Annotated in this window: 29 protein-coding genes; 13 read left to right on the top strand and 16 right to left on the bottom strand. The window is 65.9% G+C overall.

Annotated elements, in window-relative coordinates; all coding sequences use genetic code 11:
* Nucleotides 1-102: 102 nt before the first annotated feature.
* From CLV71_RS49570 to CLV71_RS32145, 3 genes are all read right to left on the bottom strand, one after another.
* Nucleotides 103-336: a hypothetical protein gene (locus CLV71_RS49570; RefSeq protein ID WP_243866844.1), complete on the bottom strand. Its 234-nt coding sequence runs from the start codon at nucleotides 334-336 to the stop codon at nucleotides 103-105.
* 27 nt (nucleotides 337-363) lie between these two features.
* Entirely contained in the window at nucleotides 364-558 is a 195-nt protein-coding gene (locus CLV71_RS49565; protein WP_243866843.1) for a hypothetical protein, read from the bottom strand.
* A gap of 623 nt (nucleotides 559-1,181) precedes the next feature.
* Complete coding sequence (locus CLV71_RS32145; RefSeq protein WP_133906645.1) at nucleotides 1,182-1,679, bottom strand: HIT family protein; 498 nt, start codon at nucleotides 1,677-1,679, stop codon at nucleotides 1,182-1,184.
* On the opposite strand from CLV71_RS32145, the gene CLV71_RS50725 reads away from it, so the two are divergent.
* Complete coding sequence (locus tag CLV71_RS50725; RefSeq protein ID WP_424923925.1) at nucleotides 1,572-2,678, top strand: glycosyltransferase family 2 protein; 1,107 nt, start codon at nucleotides 1,572-1,574, stop codon at nucleotides 2,676-2,678. The genes CLV71_RS32145 and CLV71_RS50725 overlap by 108 nt on opposite strands.
* Here CLV71_RS50725 and CLV71_RS32135 read toward each other — a convergent pair.
* From CLV71_RS32135 to CLV71_RS32110, 6 genes are read right to left on the bottom strand one after another with little or no spacing between them, the layout of a single operon-like run.
* On the bottom strand, nucleotides 2,561-3,115 hold the full coding sequence (locus tag CLV71_RS32135; protein ID WP_208297847.1) for an SET domain-containing protein: 555 nt from the start codon (nucleotides 3,113-3,115) through the stop codon (nucleotides 2,561-2,563). The genes CLV71_RS50725 and CLV71_RS32135 overlap by 118 nt on opposite strands.
* On the bottom strand, nucleotides 3,112-4,290 hold the full coding sequence (locus tag CLV71_RS32130; RefSeq protein WP_133906643.1) for a hypothetical protein: 1,179 nt from the start codon (nucleotides 4,288-4,290) through the stop codon (nucleotides 3,112-3,114). The genes CLV71_RS32135 and CLV71_RS32130 overlap by 4 nt, the downstream gene beginning before the upstream one ends.
* On the bottom strand, nucleotides 4,283-4,882 hold the full coding sequence (locus CLV71_RS32125) for a DEAD/DEAH box helicase family protein (RefSeq protein ID WP_133906642.1): 600 nt from the start codon (nucleotides 4,880-4,882) through the stop codon (nucleotides 4,283-4,285). The genes CLV71_RS32130 and CLV71_RS32125 overlap by 8 nt, the downstream gene beginning before the upstream one ends.
* Nucleotides 4,879-6,825, bottom strand: coding sequence for a PEP/pyruvate-binding domain-containing protein (locus tag CLV71_RS32120; protein ID WP_133906641.1), 1,947 nt, complete (start codon nucleotides 6,823-6,825; stop codon nucleotides 4,879-4,881). Before CLV71_RS32120 ends, CLV71_RS32125 begins: the two co-directional genes overlap by 4 nt.
* The gene (locus CLV71_RS32115) at nucleotides 6,806-7,330 is read right to left on the bottom strand and encodes a dCTP deaminase (RefSeq protein ID WP_133906640.1); all 525 of its coding nucleotides are present in this window, start codon (nucleotides 7,328-7,330) and stop codon (nucleotides 6,806-6,808) included. The genes CLV71_RS32120 and CLV71_RS32115 overlap by 20 nt, the downstream gene beginning before the upstream one ends.
* Entirely contained in the window at nucleotides 7,327-7,905 is a 579-nt protein-coding gene (locus tag CLV71_RS32110) for a dCTP deaminase (RefSeq protein ID WP_424923926.1), read from the bottom strand. The genes CLV71_RS32115 and CLV71_RS32110 overlap by 4 nt, the downstream gene beginning before the upstream one ends.
* A 141-nt stretch (nucleotides 7,906-8,046) precedes the next feature.
* On the opposite strand from CLV71_RS32110, the gene CLV71_RS32105 reads away from it, so the two are divergent.
* Nucleotides 8,047-9,441 carry an NsdA family TPR-like regulatory protein gene (locus tag CLV71_RS32105; protein ID WP_243866841.1) on the top strand — a complete coding sequence of 465 codons (1,395 nt, stop codon included), beginning with the start codon at nucleotides 8,047-8,049 and terminating at the stop codon, nucleotides 9,439-9,441.
* A gap of 733 nt (nucleotides 9,442-10,174) precedes the next feature.
* Here the strand turns inward: CLV71_RS32105 and CLV71_RS32100 are convergent.
* Entirely contained in the window at nucleotides 10,175-10,693 is a 519-nt protein-coding gene (locus CLV71_RS32100; protein WP_133906638.1) for a helix-turn-helix domain-containing protein, read from the bottom strand.
* 6 nt (nucleotides 10,694-10,699) lie between these two features.
* Nucleotides 10,700-10,870: a hypothetical protein gene (locus tag CLV71_RS48025; RefSeq protein ID WP_166664334.1), complete on the bottom strand. Its 171-nt coding sequence runs from the start codon at nucleotides 10,868-10,870 to the stop codon at nucleotides 10,700-10,702.
* Nucleotides 10,871-11,894: 1,024 nt separating this feature from the next.
* Here CLV71_RS48025 and CLV71_RS32095 point away from each other — a divergent pair.
* The gene (locus CLV71_RS32095; RefSeq protein ID WP_133906751.1) at nucleotides 11,895-12,770 is read left to right on the top strand and encodes a helix-turn-helix domain-containing protein; all 876 of its coding nucleotides are present in this window, start codon (nucleotides 11,895-11,897) and stop codon (nucleotides 12,768-12,770) included.
* 28 nt (nucleotides 12,771-12,798) lie between these two features.
* On the top strand, nucleotides 12,799-13,008 hold the full coding sequence (locus CLV71_RS32090; RefSeq protein WP_133906637.1) for a DUF397 domain-containing protein: 210 nt from the start codon (nucleotides 12,799-12,801) through the stop codon (nucleotides 13,006-13,008).
* A 399-nt stretch (nucleotides 13,009-13,407) separates the two neighbouring features.
* On the opposite strand, the gene CLV71_RS32085 is transcribed toward CLV71_RS32090, so the two are convergent.
* Together CLV71_RS32085 and CLV71_RS32080 are read right to left on the bottom strand one after the other, a co-directional pair.
* Nucleotides 13,408-13,881: a thioesterase family protein gene (locus tag CLV71_RS32085; RefSeq protein WP_133906636.1), complete on the bottom strand. Its 474-nt coding sequence runs from the start codon at nucleotides 13,879-13,881 to the stop codon at nucleotides 13,408-13,410.
* Between the two features lie 521 nt (nucleotides 13,882-14,402).
* Nucleotides 14,403-15,554 carry a hypothetical protein gene (locus tag CLV71_RS32080; protein WP_133906635.1) on the bottom strand — a complete coding sequence of 384 codons (1,152 nt, stop codon included), beginning with the start codon at nucleotides 15,552-15,554 and terminating at the stop codon, nucleotides 14,403-14,405.
* A 315-nt stretch (nucleotides 15,555-15,869) separates the two neighbouring features.
* On the opposite strand from CLV71_RS32080, the gene CLV71_RS32075 reads away from it, so the two are divergent.
* On the top strand, nucleotides 15,870-16,091 hold the full coding sequence (locus CLV71_RS32075) for a hypothetical protein (RefSeq protein ID WP_133906634.1): 222 nt from the start codon (nucleotides 15,870-15,872) through the stop codon (nucleotides 16,089-16,091).
* A 25-nt stretch (nucleotides 16,092-16,116) separates the two neighbouring features.
* Here CLV71_RS32075 and CLV71_RS32070 read toward each other — a convergent pair whose 3' ends face one another.
* On the bottom strand, nucleotides 16,117-16,815 hold the full coding sequence (locus CLV71_RS32070) for a prepilin peptidase (protein WP_133906633.1): 699 nt from the start codon (nucleotides 16,813-16,815) through the stop codon (nucleotides 16,117-16,119).
* Nucleotides 16,816-17,100: 285 nt separating this feature from the next.
* Here CLV71_RS32070 and CLV71_RS32065 point away from each other — a divergent pair, with 285 nt between their 5' ends.
* Entirely contained in the window at nucleotides 17,101-17,565 is a 465-nt protein-coding gene (locus CLV71_RS32065; protein WP_243866884.1) for a winged helix-turn-helix transcriptional regulator, read from the top strand.
* Here CLV71_RS32065 and CLV71_RS32060 read toward each other — a convergent pair.
* Both CLV71_RS32060 and CLV71_RS32055 read right to left on the bottom strand, forming a co-directional pair.
* Nucleotides 17,532-18,911 carry a GGDEF domain-containing protein gene (locus CLV71_RS32060; protein ID WP_133906631.1) on the bottom strand — a complete coding sequence of 460 codons (1,380 nt, stop codon included), beginning with the start codon at nucleotides 18,909-18,911 and terminating at the stop codon, nucleotides 17,532-17,534. The two genes, CLV71_RS32065 and CLV71_RS32060, sit on opposite strands and share 34 nt — an antisense overlap.
* Nucleotides 18,908-20,239 (bottom strand): MFS transporter, encoded by a 1,332-nt coding sequence (locus tag CLV71_RS32055; RefSeq protein ID WP_133906630.1) that lies wholly within the window; start codon nucleotides 20,237-20,239, stop codon nucleotides 18,908-18,910. The genes CLV71_RS32060 and CLV71_RS32055 overlap by 4 nt, the downstream gene beginning before the upstream one ends.
* Before the next feature lie 561 nt (nucleotides 20,240-20,800).
* Between CLV71_RS32055 and CLV71_RS32050 the strand changes: the two genes are divergently transcribed.
* The 7 genes from CLV71_RS32050 to CLV71_RS32020 all read left to right on the top strand — a co-directional run bounded on the left by CLV71_RS32050 (nucleotide 20,801) and on the right by CLV71_RS32020 (nucleotide 26,808).
* Nucleotides 20,801-21,319, top strand: a complete 519-nt coding sequence (locus CLV71_RS32050) for a hypothetical protein (protein ID WP_243866840.1) — start codon at nucleotides 20,801-20,803, stop codon at nucleotides 21,317-21,319.
* The gene (locus CLV71_RS32045; protein ID WP_166664333.1) at nucleotides 21,313-22,134 is read left to right on the top strand and encodes a hypothetical protein; all 822 of its coding nucleotides are present in this window, start codon (nucleotides 21,313-21,315) and stop codon (nucleotides 22,132-22,134) included. The genes CLV71_RS32050 and CLV71_RS32045 overlap by 7 nt, the downstream gene beginning before the upstream one ends.
* A 128-nt stretch (nucleotides 22,135-22,262) precedes the next feature.
* Entirely contained in the window at nucleotides 22,263-22,850 is a 588-nt protein-coding gene (locus CLV71_RS32040; protein ID WP_133906628.1) for an SAF domain-containing protein, read from the top strand.
* A complete protein-coding gene (locus CLV71_RS32035; RefSeq protein ID WP_133906627.1) occupies nucleotides 22,847-23,701 on the top strand; it encodes a CpaE-like family protein in 855 nt (284 codons plus the stop codon). The genes CLV71_RS32040 and CLV71_RS32035 overlap by 4 nt, the downstream gene beginning before the upstream one ends.
* Nucleotides 23,702-23,711: 10 nt before the next feature.
* On the top strand, nucleotides 23,712-25,088 hold the full coding sequence (locus CLV71_RS32030; protein WP_133906626.1) for a TadA family conjugal transfer-associated ATPase: 1,377 nt from the start codon (nucleotides 23,712-23,714) through the stop codon (nucleotides 25,086-25,088).
* Nucleotides 25,085-25,939, top strand: coding sequence for a type II secretion system F family protein (locus tag CLV71_RS32025; protein ID WP_133906625.1), 855 nt, complete (start codon nucleotides 25,085-25,087; stop codon nucleotides 25,937-25,939). The genes CLV71_RS32030 and CLV71_RS32025 overlap by 4 nt, the downstream gene beginning before the upstream one ends.
* On the top strand, nucleotides 25,936-26,808 hold the full coding sequence (locus tag CLV71_RS32020; RefSeq protein WP_133906624.1) for a type II secretion system F family protein: 873 nt from the start codon (nucleotides 25,936-25,938) through the stop codon (nucleotides 26,806-26,808). The genes CLV71_RS32025 and CLV71_RS32020 overlap by 4 nt, the downstream gene beginning before the upstream one ends.
* The last annotated feature ends 15 nt before the right edge of the window (nucleotides 26,809-26,823 follow it).

The raw sequence follows: 26,823 nt of genomic DNA, 5'->3' as shown, positions 1-26,823 counted from the left end.
CGCCATGCGCAACGGTGAGAGCACGTGCTCTCTGCTGGGTGCCTTCGAGTCTCGTCGTCGCCCGGCGATCACCATTCTCGCCCCCTTCACTCCCCGTGAGCGTCAGGATACGGAGGCGGGATGCTGTGCCACCAGTTCACGCATCATGGTGGCGGCGGTGAGTGAGTCGCAGACGCTGCTGAGCTGGGGATGGCGGTCGATGAGTGTGTAGCCCTGTGGCGGGTGGAACTTCCCGAGAGTTCCCGCGAGCTCGTCGGCGGTGAGTCCTGGGTATTCGCGCACTCGTTTGATCGGGATCGCGAAGCCGCGTTCGAGGTCCTGGAGGTAGTCGTGCACCGAGTGCCGTTGCCCTCACGTGCGTGTTCAGCAAATGTCGGCGATGCGGCGGGGAGTGTCCATGATGGCCGCGTCCAGGTCGATCACCGCGGCTAGCTTCGAGGCCGGCGCGGTCAGATAGACGTACCAGGTCGTAGCCCGGCCAGCGACGTAACGGCGTCGGAACTCGTGCCGTTTCAGGCCCTGCCAGATCAACTCGTAGTACTCGGGGTTGAGCGACATCAGCACCCGTTCGGGCCGAGTCGGCAGGTCCAGGTCGGCAGCACTGAAATTCCTACTACCAGCGCAAAAGCGCAGCCGGGAAGAGTCACAAGGAAGCACTGCGCTGCCTCAAACGCAGCCTTGCCGACACCGTCTACCGCACCATGACCCGAGACTCGGTTTCCTCTCTGTCTCCAGCGACTTGACACAGAGGGGTGCCGATCTTGGAACAGTCCCGCGGCGCAGCGTTTCAGGGGTCGGCAGACGGGCTCTTTCATGAAGCTCGACGAGGCGGATGAGCTGGTCGAGGGTGCTGGCGGAGTAGTAAGTGTTGCCGTGGACGCGGCACAGGGTGAGGGCGTGGTGGCAATTGTTGATAGCTTGGGTGTGTGGTCGTCGGTGTAGCCGAGGCTGACCAGGGTGTTCGCTTCGCTTTCTGGGTGGTGCCTGCGCACGATTCCCGGGTTGAGCCGGCTCATTGGGCGGCTCGCGAGTTGGTGTGCACCGGTTGTGGTGGGGCGTGTGTACGCAGCCAGGAGCGGTGGTTGCGGCGCGACCGAGTCGCGCCTGGTCGGGTCACCACGACCGTGGATGATGGCGGTCGTACCTGGCGTGGACTGACACGGAAGCGCGCGGTCGTCTTTCTACAGAGCCGGTAAGCTCAGAAAGAATGTTCTCAGTTTCGCAGCGTAGACTTGGCGCTCCTGGAATGAGACGAATTCTGGTATCGGTTCCGATGTGTAGAGGTTGTCGCCGGCGAATCGCGGGAATGCATGTGCATGGAAGTGCCATACATCTTGATCTCCCGCTGGTTCGTTGTGTTGTCGTGTTGATATGCCGTGGCAGTCGTAGGTGTGGCGGATGGCGATGGCGATTTCGCGGAGTAGGTCTTGTACGGCGTGTCCGTGTTCGCGTGGTAGTTCGTACAGATTCTCGTAGTGGTGTTTGGACACGATGAGTACGTGGCCTTTGTTGTTCGGCCACCAGCGTGGGGAGATGAGTGCGATCGCGTGGCGGTTGGTCCGCACGATGTCGTGTTGGGTGTTGTGGGGTGTCTCGCCGCCGGTGGCCACGATGCAGAACGGGCATTGCTGGTCAAGGGGCTCGTCCTCGGTCCGGGAGTGGGTGGTTGTCGCGGTCACCGTACGAACCTCGAGTTGACCGTGGTGGGGTCGGGTGAGGTGCTGGTTGGGGTGATCGTTTGCGGCATTCGGGCACCGTACCGGGCGCGTGCACCCGCGGGTGCACGTTTGGTGACGGTCCGTACCCTTGGTCGGGTGACTGTTCCGGTTGCGGTGGACTGCGTTGTCGTTTCGTACAACAGTGCCGATGACCTGCCGTTGTGTCTCCGCTCGTTGGCTGACCAGACCGGTGTTGAGGTCGTTGTGACGGTCGTCGACAACTGCTCCAGCGACGACAGCGTGGCTGTGGCTCAGGCCCACGGCGCACGGGTGCTGGCGAACACGAGCAACCGGGGGTTCGCTGCCGCGGTGAATCAGGGTCTTCGCGGCGGGGCGTCACCCTGGGTGTTGATTCTCAACCCGGACGCTCGTCTCGCACCGGGTGGTGTGCGCGCGTTGATGGATGCCACGAGCCGTGGTGGTCGGGTGGGGTGTGTTGGTCCGAGGACAACGGATGTGGAGGGCACTGTGTATCCGAGTGCCCGTGCGTTTCCGGGGGTCTTCACGGCTCTGGTGCATGGGTTGTTGGGGCGGGTGTGGCCGGGGAATCCGGCGACGAGGCGCTATCACGCTGGTCACCTCGCCGGTGACGTCACCGGCGAGGTGGATTGGGTGTCTGGGTGTTGCATGCTGTTGCCGCGGGCCGCGTGGGAGCAGGTCGGTGGCTTCGACGAGCGCTATTTCATGTATGTCGAGGACATGGATCTGTGTTTCCGGTTGCGGCAGGTAGGGTGGCGAACGGTGTTCGAACCGGGTGCGACGGTGGTGCATGTCGGGGGTCGGTCATCGCGGCGCCGACCGTTGCGGTCGATCTATCATCACCATCGCGGTGCCATCCGTTTCTATTGGCGGTCGGCGGCGCCGTGGCACCGGCCGGTGACGGGTCCGTTGGCGACGCTGGTGCTGGTCATCCGGGGAGTCGTGTTGGGTGTGTTGACGGCGGTGTCGTCGCGGAGGTAGTTGGCGAGGTGGGTGGGTCGCCAGTGCGGGTCGTGGCGGCGGTGTTGGAAGCCGTGGATGGTTGTTCGGCAGGTCGCCGCGCCGCATAGACAGTGCGCGACGGCGATGCTGACGTATTCGCTTGTCTCGTAGTCCCAGGTGATCTCTTCGGTCGGGGCGATGTCGCGGAGGGCTACGAAGTCGAAGCCGTTGTGGTTGTTGTCCTGGATTCCGGTGTTCGGGTCGCAGGAGTGGTTGATGTAGCGGGCGGGTTCATCGAGGTCAACGTGGGTGTCCCAGGCGATCTGGAAGGAATGGCTTGTTCGATGCGGCACGACCTGGACGGCGCGGCCGATGACGACCCGCTCACCTGGTCGGAGTGCGCGTACGGCGACGACCATCAGGCCCTTACGATTATGTGTTTCGATCCGAACGGCTGCGGTCACGTCCGGGGTCACTGTTCCTCCGCGACGGTCAGTGATCGCAGGTAGGTGAGTTTCGATTCGCCGGGACGGTGGGCGATCCCGGCCCGGTCGAGATATGCCGCGGCGGCGTTCCTGATGGTCAGGAGCTCGGTTTCGACCGTGTGTCGTGCGGTTTCGTCGCGTGTGCGGCTGTGGAGGTATTCGACCTCGACCTGGTAGAGATGTGGTGCGTCAGGGCGGTCGAGAGGGCGGCACCAGTCGACCATGAAGCCGTAGACGTTGCCGGTCTTGGTGAACTCACACGTGCTGTCGAATCGTGTGCGTCGGAACGAGCCGAGGAACCGGATGTCACCGTCCACGTGCGACCGGGCATAGTCCTCGAAGCTATCGACGGTGCGCGGGATCCGCACTCCTCGCCAGCGGCTCTCTCGCCGGCGGAGGGAATCACGGGTAAACCACTTCCTCTTGACGATCACGGTGCCGGCGGAGTCCGGGATGAACGAGATGTACCCGGCCTCTGGCGATGGGCTGGTGACTTCGAAGAGGTGGTTGTTGAAGTCCCACAGTTGGTAGTCGTCGCGGTAGTCCCAGATCGTGCCGGGGAGGTGCTCGGTGCCGACGAGGTTGCGTAGGCCGACGGTCACGGCGTGGAGGTCGACCGGGCCGAGCATGGTGATCTTGTGTTCGAACTCCACGTCGGGCCACCATTTTTGGTAGCAGCATTGATGGTTGTTGAAGAACTCGCGGTCTTCGCTGGTGATCGTCAAAACCGTCGGAAGGATCTTCACGACGTCGACGAGGCCGCCGTTGTGGGTGAGTTCGCCGACACGGATGAACAGGCCGTCGTGTTCACCGAGCCGCACCAGGGTGTGTGCGGTGATGGTGGCGGCGGATCGGCCGAGCAGGAGCAGCGGTGCGGCGGCGAGCCCCGACCAGTGCTGACGAGCCAGGTTCTCCAGGACGTTGCCGGGTTCCAATCGGTTGAACAAGGCTGTGGTGAGGGCCACCGGCACGTCATGCTCGGGGGTGAGGAGGCGTGCTCGCGCCCCGATCAGGTCAGTCCATGTCAGGTGGACGGTGTTGTCCAGGACGGTGTTGCCGCCAGCCAGAGTGACAGCCAGGATCGGTTGCGCTGGACTCCATGCGTCGCTAAATCGCCAGATGGCTGGGCCGATGATCAGGATCTGGGAGCCGTCATGGTCAAGCACGGCCGCTCACCTCGCTGGCTGTCGTGTGCCGGTCACGGAGGTGGTCGAGGACGCGGTGGACGGTCTCGGTGGGGGTCGCGGTGTGGGTGGTGAGGGTGAGCTCGGTGGGAATCCGGCTCATCAGAGGCCCGAAGAGCGCGGGTTCGTCCAGGGTGGAACGGTCGTCGCGGCCGGCGAGGCGAGCGCGTCGGATGTCGTCGGGGCATATCAGGCGGATCAGGCGGAAACCAGCCGTAACCATGCCCGTCGCGTCTGGTTCGAGGACGCGGAGATCGTCGTTGACGACCGCGGTGTCGGGTGGGGTGGTCGCGAGGGTGGCGAGGAAGTGGTCCAGCAGGGCGGCGGGCGAGATGCTGCGGAGCCGGGTGGCGATCTCCGCCATTAGCTCCTGGTCCTGGCGTTCGGGAGCCAGGGCGACGCCGGCCTCGCGGTAGTAGACCTGTTGTAGTCGATACAGCGGCGCGGCGAGCTTGATCAGTCGTGCCTGCTGGCCGCGGCGGCGCAGTTCCTCGATCAGCCCGGCGGCGATCGTGCTCTTGCCGGTGCCGGTGAACCCCACCAGCGCGACACGGACGGGGTGCGGGGCGCTCATGAGGTATGTCCCCGGTGTAGTTGACCGTCGGTGCCGACAGCGACGGCCTCGCCGTCTTGGGGCGCCTGGTCGGCGGGGACGCAGACCGCTGGAGTGTGGTTCTCCCGCAGCAGGATCGCCAGGTGACATAGGCGCGCGGCAGGCTGGGTGAACACGAACCCGGCGACGTAGGGGATCAGCGTGGCCAGCACCGCGTACGGGCGGTCGACGACCACGACGGGCGGCTCGGCGAGTTGAGTGATGGTCTCGTACAGGTCGTTCACGGCGGTGTCCGCGGGGTGTGGCAGGCGGGCGCCCACGGAGACCACCGGTGCCACGCTGTCCCGGGTCAACATCTCGGTGGCCGAGGCGGGGATCACCAGGGCCGGGCCTCGACATGCACCGCTACTGATCACGCTTGCTTGGCTAGCGGGGAGCATGGCTGTCGGGACGGTGTCGACGAGCGAATAGTCGACGAGGACCGGGCGGCCGGCGCGGAGCACCCATTCCACTACGGCGTCACCGTGGCGATCCGCGAGGTGTCGTGTGACGCGGTCGATGACCGCCAGTGTCGAGTCGGACCATTCCGGCGGCACGGTGGTGAGCCCATGGTCGCGGCTGCCCTCGAGGGGAATGATGAACTCGTCCGTGGATGCGGTACCTCGGTTGAGGTGCAACAAGCCGTCCCGGCTGACCTCCACGCGGACGTCGTCGCCGTCGACGGCGCTGACCGCTCCGCAGTCGCCGGTGATGAACTCGCGGATCACTACGCTGCGCAGCCGCTGGGGATCATCGCCGCAATGGGCCGCGAGGACTTGTCGCAGGTCGCTGGTGGCGACGATGACTTGACGCTCACGTTCGGACAGGTCGAGTACAGCGTGCGGGCCGAGCTGGCCGACCAGGTCACTCCATCGCGGGCCGTGTAGTCCTAGCGTGTTGAAGTGCAAGATGAGGGCTGTTCCCAGATCGCAGTCGTGTTCGGACCCGATGGCGTAGAGGGGCCGGCGCTTCGTGCGGTAGTGACCGATCACTTCCGCCACAGGCCCGAGGGGGAGCACGTCGTGAGGAGCGGTGTCCGCATACAACTCGGCAGTTCTCAGTACGGGGTGCTCGCTCGAGCTGACCCAGCTCACACCGGCCGACGAGGGGAGTGGCGCGGTCAATGGTCGGGCCTGGACGATCCAGACCCGGTCCTGGTCAGCGGCCCATTCGACGTCGAGATCTCCCACACCAAGCTGGCCACGCAGTGCCCACGCCGCAGCAGCGGCGTGTTCGACGCGCCCGCGTGGATCCCGCATCGGCGCGGTGACCAGACGCCGAGCCGGTTCGACGCTGCCGTCGACCAGCCGATCACCCCTGCCGGCGACCCACTCGACCTCGACCGCCTCCCGATAGGCCGCCGCGACCCCCGCCTCCTCAGCGTCGATCATGCGCTGAACCACCACCGCCATGACAGGTGGTCGCCACGTGTCGGCGCTTCGGTGGGTGATCGCGGATACCGAGAACCACGAGCGCCACACCGCGACGATCGCCTGCTCAATGTCGGCTCGCGGCACGTCGAGCACCGAATCGTAGAGACCGGCGAAGCTGCGGTCCGGACCGTCTTCACCGGCGGCTGACGAGCGCACGGCGAACACCTCGACGTCAGGGATGAACTCGTCGAGCTGAGTACTCAACGTGTGACGCATTGCCGTGGTGAGATGGACGGCCGCCAGACGCCGAGTGCTCTGAACGCTCTTCTGATGGGCGGTGTCCCACCGGCACCAGCGGTCGGCGATGTCAGCCAACTGCGGCCCGGCCGCGATGGTGAACCAGCTCGACGGAATCACCACGAACTCGGGCACTCGCACTCTGTGGCAGATGTCGAGCAGGAACGCCGCCTTGCCCCCAACCTCGGTCCCGGGGCGAGTTGTCCGCGCGTCGAGCTGCGGAACTATGAGTGGTTCAACCGATGGTGAAGTCATGATGAATCCTTGTCGCACATGGTCCTGAACTGCCCTGGTACTTGCCGTGATAGAGATCGACTTCGCCAAGTGGTTTCCACCACATGATCTGGCCGATCTCCATTCCCGGATAGATACGGAGATTGGTTGCGGGGAACAGCTGGAGCGTCCACTGCCCGAGGTAGCCGATATCGCCTAGTGATGCCGACAGGTTGATGAACAATCCCAGTCGTGCGACCGATGATCGGGCCGCGAAGGTCGGCGCGTAATAGTCGCTGCCCATGACTTCTACCGTGGACGCCAGATAAAGGCGATGCGCCTCCAGTACGAATCCCGATTCCGGCATCGCCACGAGATCGGTAGCAGGGCGTGTCCGCGGGTCGATGATACGGTCTCGGTAGACACGCAGTGAGGGGCCGATTCGGAAGTTGTAGCTGTTTGGGTTGACGTTCTCGGGCAGGAAGGGATCGATGGTGATCCGCCGGAGAGCGACCTCAGACAGGATCTGCTTGCCGGTGAGGATCACCCTGTCCGTCCCAGTGTGAAGTGTCGATCCGCGCGCATCGCCGACGGGCGTACCGTGGCCGAGGACTGGTACCGGCCGTCGTACGGGACGATCGTGCCGTAGGTGCGCCAGAACGCGATCTTCGCAATCGTCATCCCTGGGTACACGACAAGCCGGTGCGCGACACGGATCTCCAGCGTCCAGCGAATCACCGCGCCCGTGTGACCGAGCGGGGCGCTGAAATGAATCCACATCCCCATCGACGCGAGAGATCGCGTGGCATACAACGTCGCAGCGAACCGCGTCGAGCCCAGGACCTCGCTGGTCTCCCCAAGGTAGAACCGGCCCGGCTCAAGAACGCGCCCCTCGTCTTCTAAAGCGCTGACCGACATCAATGGTTCGGATCGTGCATCCAGCGATTCAGTCGTGCAGTCAAGGAACCTCGGTCCGAGAGTCACGCGATAGCTGTTGGGCTCGAGGTTTTCAACAGAATACGGCTGAATCGTGATCGCTCCACCCTCTACCTCGGTGGCAATACGACTTCCCGTCAGAATCATCGACATCTCCCGACCATGGGGCGCGTTCATGATGGACACGATCAGCAAAGCCGATACGCGAGGCCTGTGGGAGGCTCACGACGAGGGCTCACAGATCACACACCGGGTTCACGAACAGAACATGACCTACTACCGTAGGTAGCGAGCCGGTGTGGGCTGGCTAACTGGAAGCAGGGCGTCGTGGCCGAACAAACGCAGCCAATATGCGCTATCAACACGAGATTGAACGCGCTGATCATGGCGTCTGGCGCCAGCCGGAAGAGTCTCGCACTGAGAATCAACGAACTCGCCGCCGTCGACGGTAAGCACACCGCCTACACGCACACCAGCGTGGCCAACTGGACCCGCCGTGGCATGATGCCCGACCGTGAGATCCGACCCCTGATCGCGCTCGCACTAGCCGAACGACTCGGCCGACCCGTGACCGTGGCCGAGATCGGGATGCAGGTGGATGATCGTGACCCCGCTACCGCGGGTCTCGAGTTCCCCCGAACACTGCCGAACGCGATCCTCGCCGCGACCGACTACTGGAGCCTGGTGGACCGTCGAGACTTCCTCACCGCCGCGAGCCTGGCCATGACCGGCTGGGCCACGCCCGTCCGGCGCTGGCTGACCACCCCCGCCGACTCCGACGCCACCCACCTCGTGAGCCAGCGCCACGTCGGTGCGGCGGATGTCGCCGGCCTTCTCACCGCCGCTGAAGACGCCCGCGGGTGGGACTCCCGATACGGTGGCGGAAGCTGGCGGTCATCAGCCGTGCTGGCCTGCCTGCGTGAACAAGCCGCACCCCTTCTGCACGGCCGCTACAACGACCACACCGGTCGGCAACTGTTCGCCGCGACCGCCCAACTCTCCCGCCTGGCCGGATGGTCCGCGTTCGACTCAGGCCACCAGGCCGCGGCCCAGCGTCACTACATCCAGGCCCTGCGTCTCGCCCGCGCCGCCGGCGACGTTCCCTTCGGCGGCTACGTCCTGGTCTGCGCCGCACTCCAAGCCTCACTACGCGGCTTCCACGACGACGCCATCGACATGTGCCAAGGCGCCTACGAACGCGCCAAACACACCGCCACCCCACGCGTACTCGCCTTCTACCGCCTCATCGAAGCCCGAGCCCACGCCCGCGCCAGCGACGCCCCAGCAGCCGGACGCGCACTCGCCGCCTCAGACACCCTGCTCAACCGAGCCGGCAACCACCACGGCGACGACCCCACCTGGATCGACTTCTACACCCACGCCCGCCTCGCCGCCGACGCCGTCGAAATCCACCGCGACCTCGGACTACCCACACCCGCCCTGCGCTGGAACAGCGAAGCCGCCATGCCCACCGACACCTTCGCCCGCTCCTACGGTCTCCGGCTCGTCGTACTCGCCAGCACCCGCCTCCTCGGACCCCACCCCGACCTCGACACCGCCCTCACCCAAGGCAACCAAGCCATCGACGTCCTCACCCACGTCTCCTCCGCCCGCGCCACCGACTACGCCAACAACCTCCTCCGCCGCCTCCACCCCTGGAAACACGAACCAGACGTCACCCACCTCGCCCACCGCATCAGAACCGAACTCACCGCAGCCTGACCCCGGCCCACCACGAGCCGACGCTCAAACACAGCGCTGACCGGAACGGCGAACCACGGATCTGGGACCACCGACCCATTCGACGACATTCCCAACGCCCGCCATACCTGCGTACTGCCGGCCGCGCTGACGCGCTGGATGCCCTCGGTGCGGGACTATGACGGGCACGACGTATCGGCGGCCACGTGCTACGGAGTGGACCGTGACCCCGATCCCCTTACAGCCCCGACGTCCGGAGGCGCACCCAGCAGCTCCACCGCGAACAACTCGCCATCTACGATGCGCCGACGCGACCGGTGGCGATGATGGCATCTTCAGCGCGTCTTCTGGGGGCCTTCTTGTGCAGGTAGACCCGGGCCATGCGACACAGGACGTTTGCGCGGCGGGCGCAGGACAGACCGAGGAGCCGCCTTGCGTCCGCCGAGGTTGAGGCCGGCGGACACGCGGCAGGATCCACAACCCTTGTCCGATACGAGGCCACTGGCGTTCGGAGGCCACGGACTACAAGGCGGTCAACCGCGCCCACCGGGGTCGGCAGACGGTGGGCAGGCGCGACGCTGGGGACGCCGGCCCCTGCCGGGATAGCCGGAGGGAGAGGCGAAGAGTGCGCCTCTGCCTCGACCCCGGCCGGTCATCAGAATGGGAAGTGGATCACGTGGTGTAGCGCCGCGAGTCGGTCGAACGTAACCGGTGAGATCCTCCCCTGAGGTTTCCGTAGCAAACGAGTGACAGTCTACTTTGGATCATGCCATGCCACGTTTTTCCCTGGGATGAACCTGGCGAGGTAGTTGGCGAGCTCGAGGTAGGAGCAGCCGACGAAGGTGGCGAGTTCGCGGACGGATGTTGGTGGTAGTTCGACGATGCCGTCGGGGAAGTCGTTGAGTTTGTTGCGGGCCCATTGGTGCATGGGGCGGAACTTGTCGCTGCGGTCGTGGAGCATGGCCAGGAGGTCGACGTGCAGGACGAGGTTCTGCAGGTGGATTCGTGCTCGTTGGAGTGCCTGGTTGAGGAGTGAGGGTGCTGGGGTGTCGAGGGTGTGGCACAGCTCGATGAAGCGCAGGATGGTGAGGTGGCGGGTGCCGTGTTCGTAGGAGAGCAGGGTTCTGTCGCCGATGCCGGACGGTAGGCGGGCGACGAGCTGGGCTCGTGACAGGCCCTTGGCCTCGCGCAGGCGGCGCAGCTCCTCACCGACCGCCCGCGAGATGGCATCCGCTGATCCTGTTGCGGCGGTGCGATGTTCATCTGTGATCATGGTCAGTCAAGTCGTTCGGTCGGCTTCGGCATTGTTCAGGTGGTCCATCTGTTGCAGCGCGTCGTCACAGAGTTCGGCGAGGGCTCGTATGGCCTCGCGGTGGATGACGAACTCGAACGACTCTGTCGGAGGTCGCCCGCAGGTGATCTGTGCCTGCTCCGCGTTGTCGATGGTCATCGCGATAGGACAACCTTCTCTGATGATCACGTACGAGCTGACGATAAGGCTCGTTCCCCACATTTCGGTCTCCTGGTCGTTTTGGTATCTCGACCTTGATGTGTGCCTGAGCGACGACAACCAGTCCCATCTGATCAACTTGGACCTCCGAGGGGCTGGTCTTGATACTCAGTTGCAGGCCACCCGACTTGATAGTTGGACGGTCCCTCCCTTTCGGTGTCCCAGCGCGGTGGTTGTCGTAGGAGCGTCGTGGCCTCCGTAAGTGATCCTGCGAAGTCCTCAATCGCTATCGTGCGAGAGGAGCGCCCGACGATGGGTCGTCGGTTGATGGCGACCAGTCCGTCGTCCTCCAGCACGACAGTCTCCACATAGGTCTCGTATGCCCGCACCAGGCACAGCTCGTTCCTGCGCTGCAGCGGGAGGCGCCATTCAGGTCCCGGCATCTCGGCCAGCAGCCGAAGGCCCTGGCACCGTGGGCAGGACCCGTCGGCGTTCATCGGACGGCCCGTGAGCGGCGCAGCGGTGGAGCCGAGGTCGGGGGATACCCCGGCCCCACCGCTGGACGGATGGTGGTCCCGCGCCTGGCGGGACAAGCGCAGGACGGCCATCCATCGGAAACTCGACCGCAGCGCGAGCGGCCGAGCGAGAACGTGGATCTAGTCGCCAGGGCGACAACCTGGCGTGGGAGCAACGGTCGGGCGTTCATGGCCTGTCCCGAAGGCTTCGGCCCGCCATCCAAACCAGGGTCGCTAGCAGCATCGCGACCAGAAGAACGCCCATCCACGGCCCTGCGAGGTCCCAGAACATCGCGCTCCTCCCTTCCTGAGCTGCAGCTAGGTAGCTGTAGCATCGGTACGAATGATCAAGGTGGACATTCATAGTTTGAAGGTCGCAAGGTAGAATTTCTACCTTGCGAGCACCATCCGTTCGGGTGGTTCCGCGCGATACGCTCGGTAGCGGCAGAACTGGCGTGATGGCATCGCAGGTACGAACCCCGTCATCTGGAGAGAGGGCGCACTACGGCATGGCCACCGTTCGTACGGCGCGGAAGATGGTGCTCGGTCGGGAGATCGAGCACATGATCAAGACAGCGGGCAAGAATCAGACCGAGATCGCCAAGTTCATGGAGACCAGCCCGTCACGGGTCACCGGGCTACTGGCCGGCCATCACAACATCTCCCTCGGCGACCTGGAACGACTCGCCACCTACCTCGAGTTCACCGACGAGGGGTATCTGGAGGCGCTTCGAGCGCTGTGGCGCAACAACCAGAAGCGTGGGTTCTGGAGCACCGGCTACCGCCGCGCCTACAGCGAGGAGATGCGGTTGCGTGTCGACGTCGAGAAGAACTCGGACCGCATCAGGTCGTTCGAGGTTGAGGTCATGCCCGGCCTGGTTCAATGCGAGTCCTACGTCCGCGCTCTCTACAGCGGTCTGCCTGACCCTGATGTCAACGGTCTGTCGCTCGAGGATCATGTCCTGGCGCGGGTGGCCCGGCAGGACATCTACGACAAGGACGCACCGCCGAGCGTGCACTTCGTGCTCTCCGAGTCGTGCTTGCGGCGGGTCTGGGGTGACGCCGACGTCATGCGGGAGCAACTGGACTATCTCGTCAAGCTGTCGCAGCGGGAGTTTATGATGGTTCAGGTGTTGCCGTTCGACGCACCGGTCGGTCGCCGCACTCCAATCAGCAACCGGTTCTCGCTGCTGCGAATACCTTCTCCAGGAGCCGCTGGTCCGCTTGAGCTCGCCTACACAGAGGGCGAGGGCGAGTTCCGATACCTGGACGACAAGAAGGCGCTCGACGCCTATGACTCAGCCTGGACCCGACTGTCTACCGCCGCGTTGAGCTTCGAGGAGTCTCGAAGGTTCCTACGCCAAGTGGCACGCGACTTCGGCTAGGTAACCCCATCGCACACTAGGAGTCTGCATGTACACCTGTCGACCGCGATTCGCTGAGTATGACTTCCGCAAGTCAAGCTTCAGCAACCCCAATCAGGACTGCGTGGGAATCGCTCAGCGCAGCGGCTGGGTCGAACTACGCGACTCGAAGACCGAGTTCGGCACCCCCAGCGATCAACGAATCGTTCTGACCGGCGACGTGTTCCGGTCCTTCCTCACCGTGATAACCCGGTCCTGACTTCTGCGGGACTGTTCGAAGATCGGGACTGTTCGACGAGCTCGTGTTGGCAGACCCGGGCTGCGGGGTGTCACTTCCCGGGGTCGGTACTCCGCGTGGAGTGTGTGTTTAGTTCAGTCCGGCTCCCAGCGGTTGACCGGTAGCCCGACGGCAACGCGTCGTCCCGGCAGCGTCCCGAGGCTTCGCGAGCGGTGACCACGACGCGCCTCGGAGAGAGCCCGCGTGGATCGTCCCAACAGTCCACGTCGTGTGCCGGTCCCTGGATGAAGACATGAGGGCCCATGACAGGCAATCAGCGGGTGAACTCCGCTGGCCGTGCTGAACTGCCGGTCAGGGCACACTCGTGCGACGACCGTCCGGCAGACCCCCAATCCGGCATGCTCCCTGACCTTGACGCGATCACTGCCGGCGACGGCACGTCCGCGCTGGCATGGGCATGGTGTGTAGTCGGTGCTCGAATGCGCCTTGGTCAACCACGGCGAACGACAGGGTTGCGCGCGCGACCAGAACGCCCACCCTGAGCTGGTCGTGGACCTCGACGTACCAGGAGCTGTGGTGCCCGTCAACGGTGACCGCTCGGGCAGTGATGACCAATTGCGTACCGATCCGGGCCGGCGCGAGGTGCTCCAGACATTGGCTGGCACCCAAGGAGCACTCGTGCGCGGCAATACGCTCGCGCAGGAGGTCCATGCACGGCCATTCGCACACCGCGAGCAGCCGAGCGCTGGCCATCACAGGGGGCTTGAGGGCGAACTCGCTGCTCAGCGGAATATTGCGGACCGAGTCCTGCGGCGTCACGGTGTAGGTGACCGTCCGGACTAGCGGACCCGCCAGGGTCTCGGTCAGTACGGCGGGCTGGGTTGAAGTCACCATGTCGTGCCGTCCGCAGCACGGTGGGGAAGCTCGTCCAGCACGTGATCAGCCTGCTCGACACAGTGCCAGCCGCCGTGTTCGGTGTCGGGAGGACAGGGTTGCAGAGTGTCTAGGCACGTCATCACCGGCTGCTGGACCGGTGACGTATGATGGGCCGCTATCAACGTGATCATGTTTGTCACCTAACTGTGTGCGGTCCGCCGGGATCACCGGCCTGACACGAGGGAACGTCGGGTATTGGTGGAAGAACCTCGCCACCGGAGTAGAGGCCGTGGTGCTGTTAATGGCCCGCGCGGCTGGCGCATCGACAGCACCCAATCCTGCGTTCGTTGATAGCAGGGATGCTGAGTCCGGCGACGTAGTTGCCGATGTTGGACGGGCCGGCGATCTCGACTTCGATGGTGGAGGCGTCGTCGAGGATGGCGGCGGCACAAGTGCTCGTCACTCCCGCAGTCCATGACCAACGAGCCGCTGTCGAAGGCAGAAGTCCACACAGGACTCAAGGTGGTGATGACGCACTGCTACGGGAGCTGATCAAGTGTGAGGGTGCAGGTATTGAGTTGTTTGTAGTGTTGGGTGATCCACTGCCGCACGGTGGTGCTGGACATCGCGGAGAGCGTGCCGGACAGTCTCCCGGTCAGCAGGTAGTCGCTGAAGTCCGCTGCAACGTTGCTCATTTTCTTGAGCTCTTCTCCGCGCCGTTGGCTGTTGTCGCAGGCGTTGACGCCTGCCAGGTTCTCTGGGACCTGTGTGTGGATGGTGCCGTCCGGGTTGAGCCATGCGACTTCGAGGCCGCGGGCGAGGCCGGCGTCGATTGGGTGGAAGGTCAGGGCCTGGTCCCAGATCTGGTTGAGGGAGACGGGCTTGGTGCCGTAGCGAACGATGATTGGGTCCACCGCGTGGACGAGGTCGATGAGACGGGATTGGTTGTCGGCGTGTACGCAGTACCGGATGTCGCGTCGTTCCATACATGACATGGGCGGCTTTTGGTCGACGTTGAACATGACCGGTTGGTGGATCATCGAGAGGGTCACCATGACGACAGGCGCTGTGGCGTAGGTCGCGATGTCGCGGATCGCGCGTCGCGATCTTCCCGGTTCGATGTCTCGGTGGCTTCGGGATCTTGCTGCCAACCCGGCGGCCGTGATGGTGATCATGATGAACAAGGCGATACGGAACACGACTAAGGGCAGCGACTCCTGCTGTCCGAACAACGGCTCGAGAGGTAGTACGGGTATCGCCGTTACGTAGCCTCCTCTCGTTGCGTTCGCGAGCACGAGCAGTGTGCAGAACCCGGCCGCCACGGTGGGCGCCGCCGCCATTGATCGAGCGACGGCGCCCACTGCGTACCCGAGTGCGGTGGCCGCGCACATGGCGAGCACACCCGAGAGCATCGCCAGCGGGTCTGGTGTCCCGATTCCGTTGTTGATGACTGTGGACACCGCGAGCGGTGACAACGCGAGTAGGTAGGCGCCGGCGAACCACCCGACCAACTGCGCCAGGTCGCGAGTCACTGCCGGGATGGGCCCCTTCGAGTGCCGGGCGATGCTGCACCAGCAGGCGGCGGTGGCGGCGATCGGTCCTGTCCACATGAATTGTTGGTGGAACTGGGCGGAGGTCTGTTCCCAGACCGGGTATGGCCAGTCCAGTCTCGGCCACGTCATCGTCACCACGACGGCGACTATGGCGACCGCAGACGCGGTCACTGATGGCCTGGCGAGGGACCATGATGACATGCGTGGCCACTCGCCGGACATCAGAGCACGGAAGCTGCTCAATGGCTTGATCAGCACAGGTCGACTCGACCCGATTCCACGCTGTCGCCGCTCGCTCCAGTCGCGGTGGACGTATGGGTGTAGTACGAGCCGCTGCCGTCGCAGGTGCCTGTCGCGGCGAACGTTCCGTTCTGCACGTAGTTTTGGCCGTTGACCGCTCTTTCTGAGTCCGGCCATAGCGTGATGTCCTTGTATACCCGCACCCATAGATACGTGACCGTGCTCGAGCAGCCGCTGCGGGAGCCCTCGCCACGAAGCTTCGTCGGCGCGCCATTGGACTTCGGTGGGTTGGCGGTGATCCGGCACACGGCGGCACTCGTTCCGGACGCTGTTGTGTCGGCCGCCCATGCGGGTGCGGCCAGCGCTGCGCCACCGCAGGCAGCGGCACCCACCATGAGTGCGGTAGCGGTGATCGATCGAAATGACATTTGCTGAACTCACTTTCAGAGAGATTTACTGTTTACCGGGTCAATATCGCGAGAAAGGCTCCGCCGAACATCGCCGGGCCGAAAGGCCACTCCTGTCGAAGGCGTGAATTGACGCCGCACTTCGCAAGGGTTGCCATCGCGCTGAAGATCACGAGGCTGAACAATGTCCCCGCCAGCAGAGCAGACCAGCCGGCCCATGCGAGCGTGAGACCGATCGGTCCGGCGGCTCGGACGTCTCCCGCTCCCAGGCCGCCGTGGGACAGCACAGCGGTGACGAGGTAGGCCACGAGCAGGACGAACATGCCAGCGGCGGCCCGAGCGAATCGCGGTCCGTCGTCCTCGATGACTGCCGCCAGCGCGAGCGGTGATACGCATATCGGATACAGAGGGTGGACGAGCTGTCTGGGGAGGCGCATCGTCACCGCGTCGATCACGGCCAGTGGGACTCCGAGCGCCGCCAGGCAGCTGAAGGCGAGCAGTTCGATCCGCACGCCGAATCGCCACGCGAGCATGCCGAACAGAACTGCCGTGATGGCCGCCTGCCCGATGGCGAGGCCGTCGTCCGGTGGTGGTCGTGGCGCCTGGGCGACCGTCACTTGTTCGATCGAGTGGTGCGAGCGGAACGCGGCCGGTCCCCTCAGGTGCGCGGCGGTGATCGACCGCATCGTGACAGCTGTCGTGGCGCCGACCGCCGCCCAGGTGCTGATGGTCAAAGTTGCGTTGAGTGACATGGGTCCTTCTGGGTTGATGGGTGCTCTGGTTGGACGCGTCGCGGAGAAGGCGAGGGGGTAAGCACTTCTCCGCGACGCTGGATCGTGGCCTCCTTCCCCTCAGGTAGTGCCGTGACCAGTCGAGATGTAGCGGACGGCGGGTGTCCGACGGCAAGGTTGGGGCTCGTCCAACTTCAGGGTTGGGCGAACATTCAGGCCGGATCTCACTCATTTGGACATGCGTGATCGCGCAGAGTAGGTACCGTTTGGAAGCAGAACGTGGTGATCTTCGGGGGAGGGAGAGTGATGGCTCTGACGAGTTCGGCCGCCCCGATCGTGAGCGGAGAGGCCGGTACAGGGGTCGGCGGTTCGGCGATGTCGTACCGGGAGGGCATCTACGAGGCCATGGCCCTGCTCAACGGTGAGTGGGTGGTGGCCGTGCTGGCCTCTCTTGCGACGCGGCCGTTGAAGTACATGGAGCTGCGCGAGGAGATCAACCTGGCGGAAGAGCGGCGTGGATGGTCTTCGCACGCTCGGCCGGTGAGTCAGAAGGTGCTCAGCGCGACGTTGCGGCGGATGCGGCGCGACGGGCTGGTTACGCGGTCCGAGGAGAAGGCGTCGTTCAACCCGGTGTGGTACGAGCTGACACCCCTGGGGCAGACGCTGTTGATGTCGTTACGTCCGGTGGCGAAGTGGGCCCAAGGCAACCGCGCCGAGGTCGAGGCGGCTCGGGCACGTTACGAGGACGAGGAGCTTGCTGAACGGTCCTGAGCTGGTTGGTGTCGGTGATCGAGTCGCATCGCTACTCGATTGCGGCCGTTGTCCTTCGCAGCGAACAGTGCGATGCCCGCGGCTCCCAGAAGATCCTCGAGGCTGGTGGCCGACAGGGGGTAATGGGCCAGGCCGATCGATACCGTGACCGTCGCGACGTCCGCGCCTGTACGCCCGTCACTGGCCTCAGCGGCCGATAGCTCCAGCTCTGCCACGGCCGCGCGGACGCGCTCACCGACCGCCAGCAGCTCCACCGGTGTCACCTCGGCGCAGAGCACTACGAACTCCTCGTCGTGGCGCCCGACGAGGTCCACGTCGCGGACCTCGTGCTGGATCACGTCGGCGACGGCGTGCAGCACCGTGTCCCCGAACTGTTCGCCGTAGGTGGCGTTGACGTGGGTGAAGTGGTCGAGGTCGAGTCGCAGTAGGCCCAGAGACGTGCCGTCGCGTTGGGCGCGGTCGAACTCGCGCCCGGCCACCGCGAGCCACGCGGCGGTGTTGAGCATGCCGGTCTTGGCGTCGGTCGAGCTGGCCTCCTCGAGTTGGCGGATCAGCACGCTGTTGTGTAGGACCACCAGCACGGGGATGAGAAAGACGACCGCCAGCGGCGAACGCAGCAGCAGGATCGCGGCCAGCACGCCCATGGCCAGCGTGGCGTACTCGAGCATCGCGTCGGTCAGGGTGCCGAGCAGGCGACGCGCGGTTCGCTCGCTGGTCATGAGCGCGTAGGCGCCGGCGACCAGGCCCAGGTTGACCACCGAGTACAACACGACCGCGAGCACCAGTAGTGCGACTGTGCGCGGAGCCGCGGCATCAGCCAGCGCGGGTCGGCCGATCAGGTGGGCGACGCCGCTGGCCGTGTGGCAGGACAAGACCACGGCAGAGACGCTGACCAGCACCTTCCATGGCCGAGCGGTGTGCACGCGGCGCCAGGTGCGGAACCACAGGTGGGCGTACAGAAAGACCACGACCGCCGCGGACAGGCCGGGTGGGAGCACGAGCGCGGCCGCGAGGGTCCACACCGAGGTCATGTTCTGGTACGGGGTGTCCGCGAAGCGCCGGCGGATACGTTCCACGTGCCGGGTCAACTCTTCCTTGACGACACCGAGCGCGGTGATGCCGGCGAGCATGCTGAGGTCGGCCAGGGCGACGCGTTGACTACCGGTGAGCAGAATGGTGACTATAAGTGCTGCAAGCTGCACCGTGAGGACGTAGACGAGGAGGGGACGGCGAAGGGACCAGAACTCCCAGCCATCGATCGCGCGGCGGCGGACACGCGTCGAGCGTTCCTTAGTGCTATGCCCAGCACTGGTGCGGAGGGGGTGTTGCGCGGCCCGGTCCCTCATCGTGACCTCGTCTCGCGTGGCGCGGCCGGATCCCGGGGAGGAGGTGCCGGGAGTGCGTAACCGTGATCTGTAGTCGTTTCCTCAGGTGTTCCGTGACCAACGTCGTGTCCGCCGTCGGGGCTCTGCGAGTTCCGGGGGCGGGCGCGACGCCACATTGCGCCACAAGTGCTGGCCAGCAGTGCGGTGACGAGGCCAATCAGACCGATGGCGCGATAGACGCCGATCTGGTCGCCCATCGCCCCCGCTGCCAGGATCACCAGGCCCTGCGAGGTCTGCAGACCAGCGCTGGCCAGTCCGATCGTCGCCGCTCGCCGCTCGTTTGGGATCGAGCGCGTCAGCAAGGCCTGTGCCTGGATGAGAACCATGGTGGTGAAAGCCCCCGACAGCGCCCACAGGAGCAGGGAGGACACCAGGTTGGGGTGGAGATGGCAGGGGACGAGGGCGAGCCCGGCGAGGATCGCCAGCGGAATCATGGCCTTGGTCCTCGCGTCGGGTGAACGCCAGCGTCCGATCCACCAGGCGCCGAGCACGCTGCCGAGCGGGTCGGCGGCCAGCAGCAGACCCACGGCCATTGCAGAGGCGTTCAGCTCGGCCGCGTAGGGCGCGGCCACGCCTTCGGGTGCCACGGTCAGTCCGGCGAGGACGATGAACCCGACCAACGCCATCGATCGTCGGTCCTGGATCAACAGCCTGATCGCCGAAGCCCGTCGCCGGTCGTTCGCTTGATCCTCTCGGAGCCACGCCACCGGGCGGTTGCGCACGCCGGCTTGGATGATCGCCGCGGACAGCACGAAGGTCAGCGCGTTTCCGCCGAGCACCACGTACGGGCTGACCAGGAGAAGTGCTGCGCCGCCGACGGCGAAGCTGATCAACTGGACCGTCTGCGTCGACGCGGTGCGCAGGGCGAGTCCGACGGGATACCGCTCGCCTTCGAGCACATCCGGTAGCAGCGCGAGTTGAGCGGCCTTGAATGGCGCCCCGGCCAGCGCGAGGGCGAACACCGCTGCCCACAACACCAGAAGGGGGACACCCGGCAGTGCGAGGACACCAGCCAGCGCCGCCCGTGTCAGGTCGGCCGCGATCAACACCGCGCGGCGTGGGAGCCGGTCGGCCAGCCCAGCTAGCAGGGCACCGCCCAGCAACGCGGGCGCGAACGTCAACGCATACGTGAGCCCGGTCAGCGCCGCCGAGGACGTCCGTTGGTAGACCAGTACAGCCAGCGCCACGCGCGCCAGTTGGTCACCGCATACCGAGATCAACTCAGCCAGCCACAGCGCTCTGAATTCCCGGACCTTTACAACGTCACGGAAGCTCGCTCGGTCGTTCATGCATCCCCCGACGCAGTGGTTCGCCGCCCGATTCGACCCGGTGTCGAGTCTGTACCTGTGAACGGATAGTAGCCATCCGGAACGGATTCGATCGTTACTCAAGTTTAGATACGAGCAAAATTACTCATGCCTTGGTGTACTGGGCGCGGTAGTGGTGAGTCACATTCCGTTGTGGACTTGCGGGACGATATCCACCCGATCGTGCTACCTGTGGCTGAAGTAGGTCACCTACCGTGCATCGCTGCTTCGGCAACGAGTTGCCAGTGGCGTCCCCCTTGGAACGTCGGCTCATCATGAGCCCGCGCTTGCTCACTGTCTCGTGTAGAGGTTTCACAAGAGAAATTTCGACGTGAATCCCCAGCTGAGGGCGACATACCGCGAGGTAGGGCGACTCGCAACCTTGCGGTTTCCCGAAGACCGTCGGGTAGATGTCGGACCAGGACGCCGTCCCGAACTCGTCCATCGACGTTCACATCGACAGGGGACACCATGACCGCCAGATTCACTCAAGCGTGGCCGCGAATCCGCCGGATGCACGTCGGCTGTGTCGCAGTCGCGCTCGTGACGATCACCGCCTGCACCTCGGACCCCGCCATCGTCGCGCCGTCCAGCACGACGCCGCTCTCGACACTCCGGCCCAAGGCGCCGATGGGAGTGTCGGCAGCCGAACTCGCCAGTCGCACGGCGGTCGAGTCGTACACGGCGATGTGGATGACCATGGCGGACGTCGCGGAGACCGCGGACTGGCGGTCGCCGCGTCTGAGCCAGCACGCGACCGGCACCGCGCTCTCCACGATCTCGCGCGGCATCTACCTCGACCACACGAACGGCTGGGTCAGCCGAGGCCGCCCGGCCCTCTCGCCTTCCGTGGCCGGCGTCGAGCCAACCGACAAGCCGACCCGCGTGCGGATCACGGACTGCGGCGACTCGACCAGTTGGCTCAAATACGACGCGACCACCGGGCAGTTGGTCGATGACGATCCTGGCGGCCGACGGGCGATCACCGCCGTGGTCGACAAACAGGACAACGGCGCCTGGATGGTGTCCGATTTCGCGGTGCAGGAGCTCGGCTCATGCTGACCCGACCGGCGAGGATGTCGATCCTCGTGGTTCTCGTCCTTTGTGCCAGCACCGTCGCCGCGGCCGCCGACGACGGGTGGGGCACTGTCGAGTGCGACCAGCTCCCCTCACCCCAATGCGACGTCGAAGTCGGCTCAGCCAGCCGACCGAACTCGGTGCCGACCCCAGCCGACGCGCCAGCAGGCAGCCCTGGCCAGGACAGCGCGCAACCCACCTGCGTGTACCAGCCCAGCCCGTTCCAGGGCCACCCGAACGCCGACTCGTGGCCACCGTCGTTCTGGTACGAGGGCTTGTGCGAGCTCACCGGCGCGATCATCACACCGACCCCCATTGCCGCGCTCACGCCCGGTGAGGTGGCCCGGCTTGCCCGCAACCAACTCCGGCCACCGCGTCCGAGACCGGCCGCGAACCCGGCGGGGGACCAGCTCGTCAATTTGCCCACCTGGCTCTATCTGACCAGCGCATGGCGGCCCGTGTCCGCCTCCGCGTCTGTTCCCGGAGTGACGGTGACCGCGACGGCATCACCGACCTCGGTCACCTGGGTAGTGGGTGACGACACCACCGTCGAGTGCGCCGGCCCGGGCAGTACCTACGACCGCGACACTGACCCGCGGTCGGAATCCCCGACCTGCGGACACACTTACCGCCGCTCCTCAGGGCACTCGACGTTCCCAGTCATCGTCACCATCCACTGGGCCGTCACCTGGACCGGTGGCGGGCAGGCCGGCGCGCTGCCCGAGTTGACCACGACCGGCACCACGGCCTTCCGGGTGCGCGAGTCTCAAGCGCTGAACATCGCACCGCCGACCCGCTGACTTCGGCCTCGTTCACCTATCGCCACTTCTGGAGAACACGCATGTCGACAACCACGCCCGTTCCCGGTCACGCTCCACCCGAACGACCTCAGACCAAGCGGTCACACGTGTGGGCCGCGCGTCGGTCGGTGCCGCATCTCGTGCTCGGTGTCCTGCTGGTCACCGCGTCCATCGCGGGCGCTGTGCTCTGGTCCATCACGACCGGGGAACGCAGCCTTGTCCTGGCGTTGACCAGGTCAGTGACCGTCGGGCAGCCGATCGCGAGCGCTGACCTACGTGAGGTCAGCGTCGCGCTCGATGGAGCCGTCGACGCCATCCCGGCGACGGACGCTGCCTCAGTCGTTGGCCAACTTGCCGCGGCATCACTGCCCGCCGGCGTGCTCCTGCCACGCGCCGCGCTCGGCACCAGCATGATCCCCAAACCCGGAGACGCGATCGCCGCTCTTGCCCTCGAGCCCGGGCAGGTGCCGCCAGAGGTGACCCAGGGGACCCACGTGGTGGTCGTGTTGTCCGCCGATCCCAACACCGAGTCCGGCTCATCGGATGACGTGGCGCTCGAGTCGGGATGGCCGGCGGTGGTGACAGGGGTTTCCCGTCCGGCCACGGAGCGGGCGCTCGTGGTGTCCGTGCTGCTGGCCGAGGACGACGCTCGTCGGGTCGCGGCCTCCCCAGTCGGGCGGCTGTCGCTCGTGCTCGTCGCCGAAGGCGGTCGATGATGCTGATCGCGATCGGCTCGCTGAAGAACGCGCCCGGAGTGACCACCTGGTCGCTGGCACTCGCCGCACGCTGGCCCCACCCCATGCGGTCGGTCCTCGTCGAATGCGACCCGTCCGGCGGCAGCATCGCGGCACGATTCCGCCTTGCCCAAACCCCTGGACTGGCCAGCCTCACCGCCGCTACCCGCCGCGACGGCCATCCGCACCTGCTGTGGTCGCACGTCCAGCAACTGCCCAACGGACTCCCGGTCGTGTGCGCACCCGAGGGCGCCCAGTTCACCCACGCCGCACTCGCCGCCCTGCTGGCAAGCCACCCCACGTCAGCGCTCCGCGCCGCCGCCCTCCCGAACACCGCGGTCATCGCCGACTGCGGTCGACTCACCCCCGACTCGCCCGCCATGGCGATCGCCCGCGAGGCCGACCACGTCCTGCTGCTGACCCGTCCGCGCGCGGACGACCTCGGCCAACTCGCCGCCGCGCTCACCATGGTCGACCTCTGGTCTCTGCGTCCTCGACTACTCCTGGCGGGCGCTGGGCACTCGCCGACCGAGATCACCCATGAACTGGGGATACCGGTCGCCGGCAGCGTCCCGCACGATCCGGCTGGCGCACGCGCACTGGCCGGCTACGCGGACCCACATCAAGGCAGTCGCCGCAGCCCACATCGATCCCGGATCGGCCGTGCCGCACTCACCGTCGCCAACGTGCTGCTCACACCGCCAGCCGACCGACCTCGTACCCAGCCCACGCCCGTCGAACGGCGGGTCTCACCGACTGACCTTCCTGGACTGGCGCCGCTCATCTCCCCCGCCACAACCAACCCGACGCCCGGCAACGGGCAGGAGCTGTGAGGAGACAGCCATGATGAATTCCGCGACACTGCCGGACCAACTCGGTTCGGCAACAGACAGTGCCGTCACCCGGCTCCGTTCACGGCTGCGCGACGTCCTCGCCGTCGAACTGCCCCGACGCGTCGACGAGCATCGTGGCGACGGCCCCCCGCTCACTCCGTCGATGCGGCGCGAACTCGCCAGCGGCATCATCGACGCCGCGATCACCTCACACAACGAGGAAGAACTGCGAGCCAACCGTTCGCTCCTGTCCCCGAACACCGAAGCTCACACGGTGATCGAGGTCCTCAACGAAGTCTTCGGACTCGCGGGCCTGCAACCACTTCTCGACGACCCAACAATTGAAACGATCAATATCAACGGTCACGACCGCGTGTTCGTCCAGTACGACAACGGACGCCGAGCACAACTCGCACCAGTCGCCACCTCTGACGCCGAGCTCGTCGACCTCGTCCGCACACTCGCCGCCCGAGCGTCCACAGAAGAACGACGGTTCGACCGCGGCAGCCCGGCCGTGAATGTGCAACTTCCGGCCGGCGAGCGCCTGTTCGCGGTCATGGCCCTGACCGCGGCCGGGCGGCCAGCGTTGTCGATCCGCCGACACCGGTTCCGCGCTGCCACACTCGCCGACCTGGTCGAGACCGGCACCGTCGACATCGGACTACGCGTGTTCCTCACCGCGCTGGTGCGGGCACGCCGCAACATCCTCATCACCGGCGGGACCGGCGTCGGCAAGACCACCTTGCTGCGTGCGCTGGCGAGCGAGTTCGAGCCCGCGGAACGCATCGTTACGATCGAGGACGTCCACGAACTCCACCTCGGCCACGACCCCATCGCACACCCCGACGTCGTCGCTCTGCAGGCCCGCGAGGCCAACATTGAGGGCGAGGGCGAGGTCACCCAGTCCGAGCTCGTCCGGTGGGCGCTGCGGATGACCCCGGACCGGGTCATCGTCGGGGAGATCCGCGGGCCTGAGGTCGTGCCGATGTGCAACGCCATGAGCCAGGGCAACGACGGCAGCATGGCCACCCTGCACGCCTCGTCCTCCCAGATCGCGTTCAACCGGCTCGCGTCCTACGCCGCCCAAGGCCCTGAACGACTGCCGCACGAGGCGACCAACTTGATGATCGTCAGCGCGGTGCACTTCGTCGTCCACATCGTCCGTGCCACCGATGGCGTCACCCGGGTCGTCTCGTCCGTCCGCGAAGTCGTCGGCGCCGAGGGCATCCAGGTGATCTCCAACGAGGTCTACCGCCCCGGCCCGGACAGGCGCGCGACCCCAGTCCCCGGAGCCCTGCGCAGGGACACCGCCGAACTGCTCAGCGACGTGGGATTCGACCCACTCATGCTCGAGAACTCGAACTGGCGACGGGGCGAGAGCCGATGACCACCACGACATCCGTGTTCGTCGCGGTGGGTGCCGGTGTAGGCATCGGGCTCTGGCTCGTCATCACCGGATGGCGGACTGCAACGCACCGACGACCGCGTCCGACGTGGTGGCGGCCGAGTGAACCACTGGTCATCCGTGGCACCATCGCGGCGGGAGCAGGCGTCGCCGGCGGGGTACTGACCGGCTGGGTCGCCAGCGTGCCACTCATCGCCGCGGGAGTGTGGTCGCTGCCCCGGCTACTCGGCCGAGACACAGCACACGCCACGCGCGTCGCGCGCATCGAAGCGATCGCGACCTGGACCGAGATGCTCCGCGACACTCTCGCCGCCGCGGGACTCGAGCAGGCCATTCTGGCCAGCGCACCGATCGCTCCCACGGCGATCAGCCACGAGGTCACCGCTCTCGCCAACCGGCTCGAAGGAGGCGAGGCGCTGGCGCCGAGCCTGCGGTACCTCGCCGACGACCTGGCCGATCCCACCGCCGACCTGGTCGTGTCCTCCCTGCTGCTCGCGGCCACCCAACAGGCCCGCCAACTCGGCGAGCTACTCGGCTCCCTCGCGATCACCGCCCGGAACCAGGCCGCGATGCGGATGCGGGTCGAGGCCAGCCGATCGCGCACACGCACCACCGTGCGCATCGTCGTCGGAACCACCCTCGCCTTCGCCGCAGTGCTGACCGTGCTGAACCGCGAGTACCTCGCCGCGTACGACACAGCCATCGGCCAACTGGTGCTCCTCGCGACCGGCACTCTGTTCGCCTGCGCGTTCGCGTGGCTGGTCCGGATCGCCGCACTGACCGAGCCGGGCCGCGTACTCGCTCGAGTCGATAACAAGGACATTTCGCTATGACCGTCATCGTGGGGATCGGTGCCAGCCTTGGGCTCGGACTGTGGGCGCTGACGGTGTGGCTGGTGCCGCCGAGGCCCGCGCTCCGCACGGCGATCGCACGCGGCACAACGATGCCCACCCCCGACACGCCGGCTAAACGGCGAGTCATCGGTTCCGCGGTCGCGGTGCTGCGCTCCGCTGGCCTGCCCTCGCCGAAACTGACCCGCGATCTAACCGTGCTCGGCCGCGGCGTCGACGACCACCTGGCCAAGAAACTGGCGCTGGCGATGGTCGGCCTAGCGGCACCGATTCTGGCTGTCACCGCAGCCGCTGTACTTGGCATCGCCGTAGGGCTACACGTGCCGGCCGCGCTGGCGCTGGCCTGCGCTACAGGTGGCTTCTTGCTACCAGATGTTCGTGTTCGCCAAGCAGCACGGCAACGCCGGGCCGACTTCCGTCACGCCCTGTCCGCGTACATCGACCTCGTCGTCATCTCACTGGCCGGCGGCGCCGGCGTCGACAGCGCCCTGAACGACTCCGTCGCGGTCGGCCACGGCTGGGCGTTCACCCAACTCCAACGCGCCCTGGCAGCCGCCCGATTCACACGAGACACCCCCTGGACCGCCCTACGGCGGCTCGGCGACGAACTCACCATCCCCGAACTGCCCGAAGTCGCCGCGTCGCTGTCCCTCGCAGGCACCGAAGGTGCGCGAGTACGGCAATCACTCAGCGCCAAGGCCACCTCACTGCGGACGCGACAACTCAACGACGCCGAGAGCCGCGCCGCGTCCGCCACCGAACGGATGAGCCTACCGATAGTGCTGCTGTTCCTCGGCTTCCTCATCTTCATCGCCTACCCAGCCGCACACCAGGTCCTCAACGGACTATGACCAGATCGGAGAGAA

This window comes from Actinophytocola oryzae, assembly GCF_004364325.1.
Taxonomy (GTDB): Bacteria; Actinomycetota; Actinomycetes; order Mycobacteriales; family Pseudonocardiaceae; genus Actinophytocola; species Actinophytocola oryzae.
Note: the sequence above shows the minus strand (reverse complement) of the source record. Positions and strands in the feature narration are given on the sequence as shown.

Coding starts and splice junctions, on each gene's coding strand:
- CLV71_RS32045 (WP_166664333.1), top strand. CDS start 21,313: ATGCTGACCCGACCGGCGAGGATGTCGATCCTCGTGGTTCTCGTCCTT.
- CLV71_RS32025 (WP_133906625.1), top strand. CDS start 25,085: ATGACCACCACGACATCCGTGTTCGTCGCGGTGGGTGCCGGTGTAGGC.
- CLV71_RS32100 (WP_133906638.1), bottom strand. CDS start 10,693: ATGATCACAGATGAACATCGCACCGCCGCAACAGGATCAGCGGATGCC.
- CLV71_RS32060 (WP_133906631.1), bottom strand. CDS start 18,911: ATGAGGGACCGGGCCGCGCAACACCCCCTCCGCACCAGTGCTGGGCAT.
- CLV71_RS49565 (WP_243866843.1), bottom strand. CDS start 558: ATGTCGCTCAACCCCGAGTACTACGAGTTGATCTGGCAGGGCCTGAAA.
- CLV71_RS32035 (WP_133906627.1), top strand. CDS start 22,847: ATGATGCTGATCGCGATCGGCTCGCTGAAGAACGCGCCCGGAGTGACC.
- CLV71_RS32090 (WP_133906637.1), top strand. CDS start 12,799: ATGTACACCTGTCGACCGCGATTCGCTGAGTATGACTTCCGCAAGTCA.
- CLV71_RS32065 (WP_243866884.1), top strand. CDS start 17,101: ATGGCTCTGACGAGTTCGGCCGCCCCGATCGTGAGCGGAGAGGCCGGT.
- CLV71_RS32125 (WP_133906642.1), bottom strand. CDS start 4,882: ATGAGCGCCCCGCACCCCGTCCGTGTCGCGCTGGTGGGGTTCACCGGC.
- CLV71_RS32020 (WP_133906624.1), top strand. CDS start 25,936: ATGACCGTCATCGTGGGGATCGGTGCCAGCCTTGGGCTCGGACTGTGG.
- CLV71_RS32030 (WP_133906626.1), top strand. CDS start 23,712: ATGATGAATTCCGCGACACTGCCGGACCAACTCGGTTCGGCAACAGAC.
- CLV71_RS32070 (WP_133906633.1), bottom strand. CDS start 16,815: ATGTCACTCAACGCAACTTTGACCATCAGCACCTGGGCGGCGGTCGGC.
- CLV71_RS32055 (WP_133906630.1), bottom strand. CDS start 20,239: ATGAACGACCGAGCGAGCTTCCGTGACGTTGTAAAGGTCCGGGAATTC.
- CLV71_RS48025 (WP_166664334.1), bottom strand. CDS start 10,870: ATGACCATCGACAACGCGGAGCAGGCACAGATCACCTGCGGGCGACCT.
- CLV71_RS32120 (WP_133906641.1), bottom strand. CDS start 6,825: ATGACTTCACCATCGGTTGAACCACTCATAGTTCCGCAGCTCGACGCG.
- CLV71_RS32085 (WP_133906636.1), bottom strand. CDS start 13,881: ATGGTGACTTCAACCCAGCCCGCCGTACTGACCGAGACCCTGGCGGGT.
- CLV71_RS32095 (WP_133906751.1), top strand. CDS start 11,895: ATGGCCACCGTTCGTACGGCGCGGAAGATGGTGCTCGGTCGGGAGATC.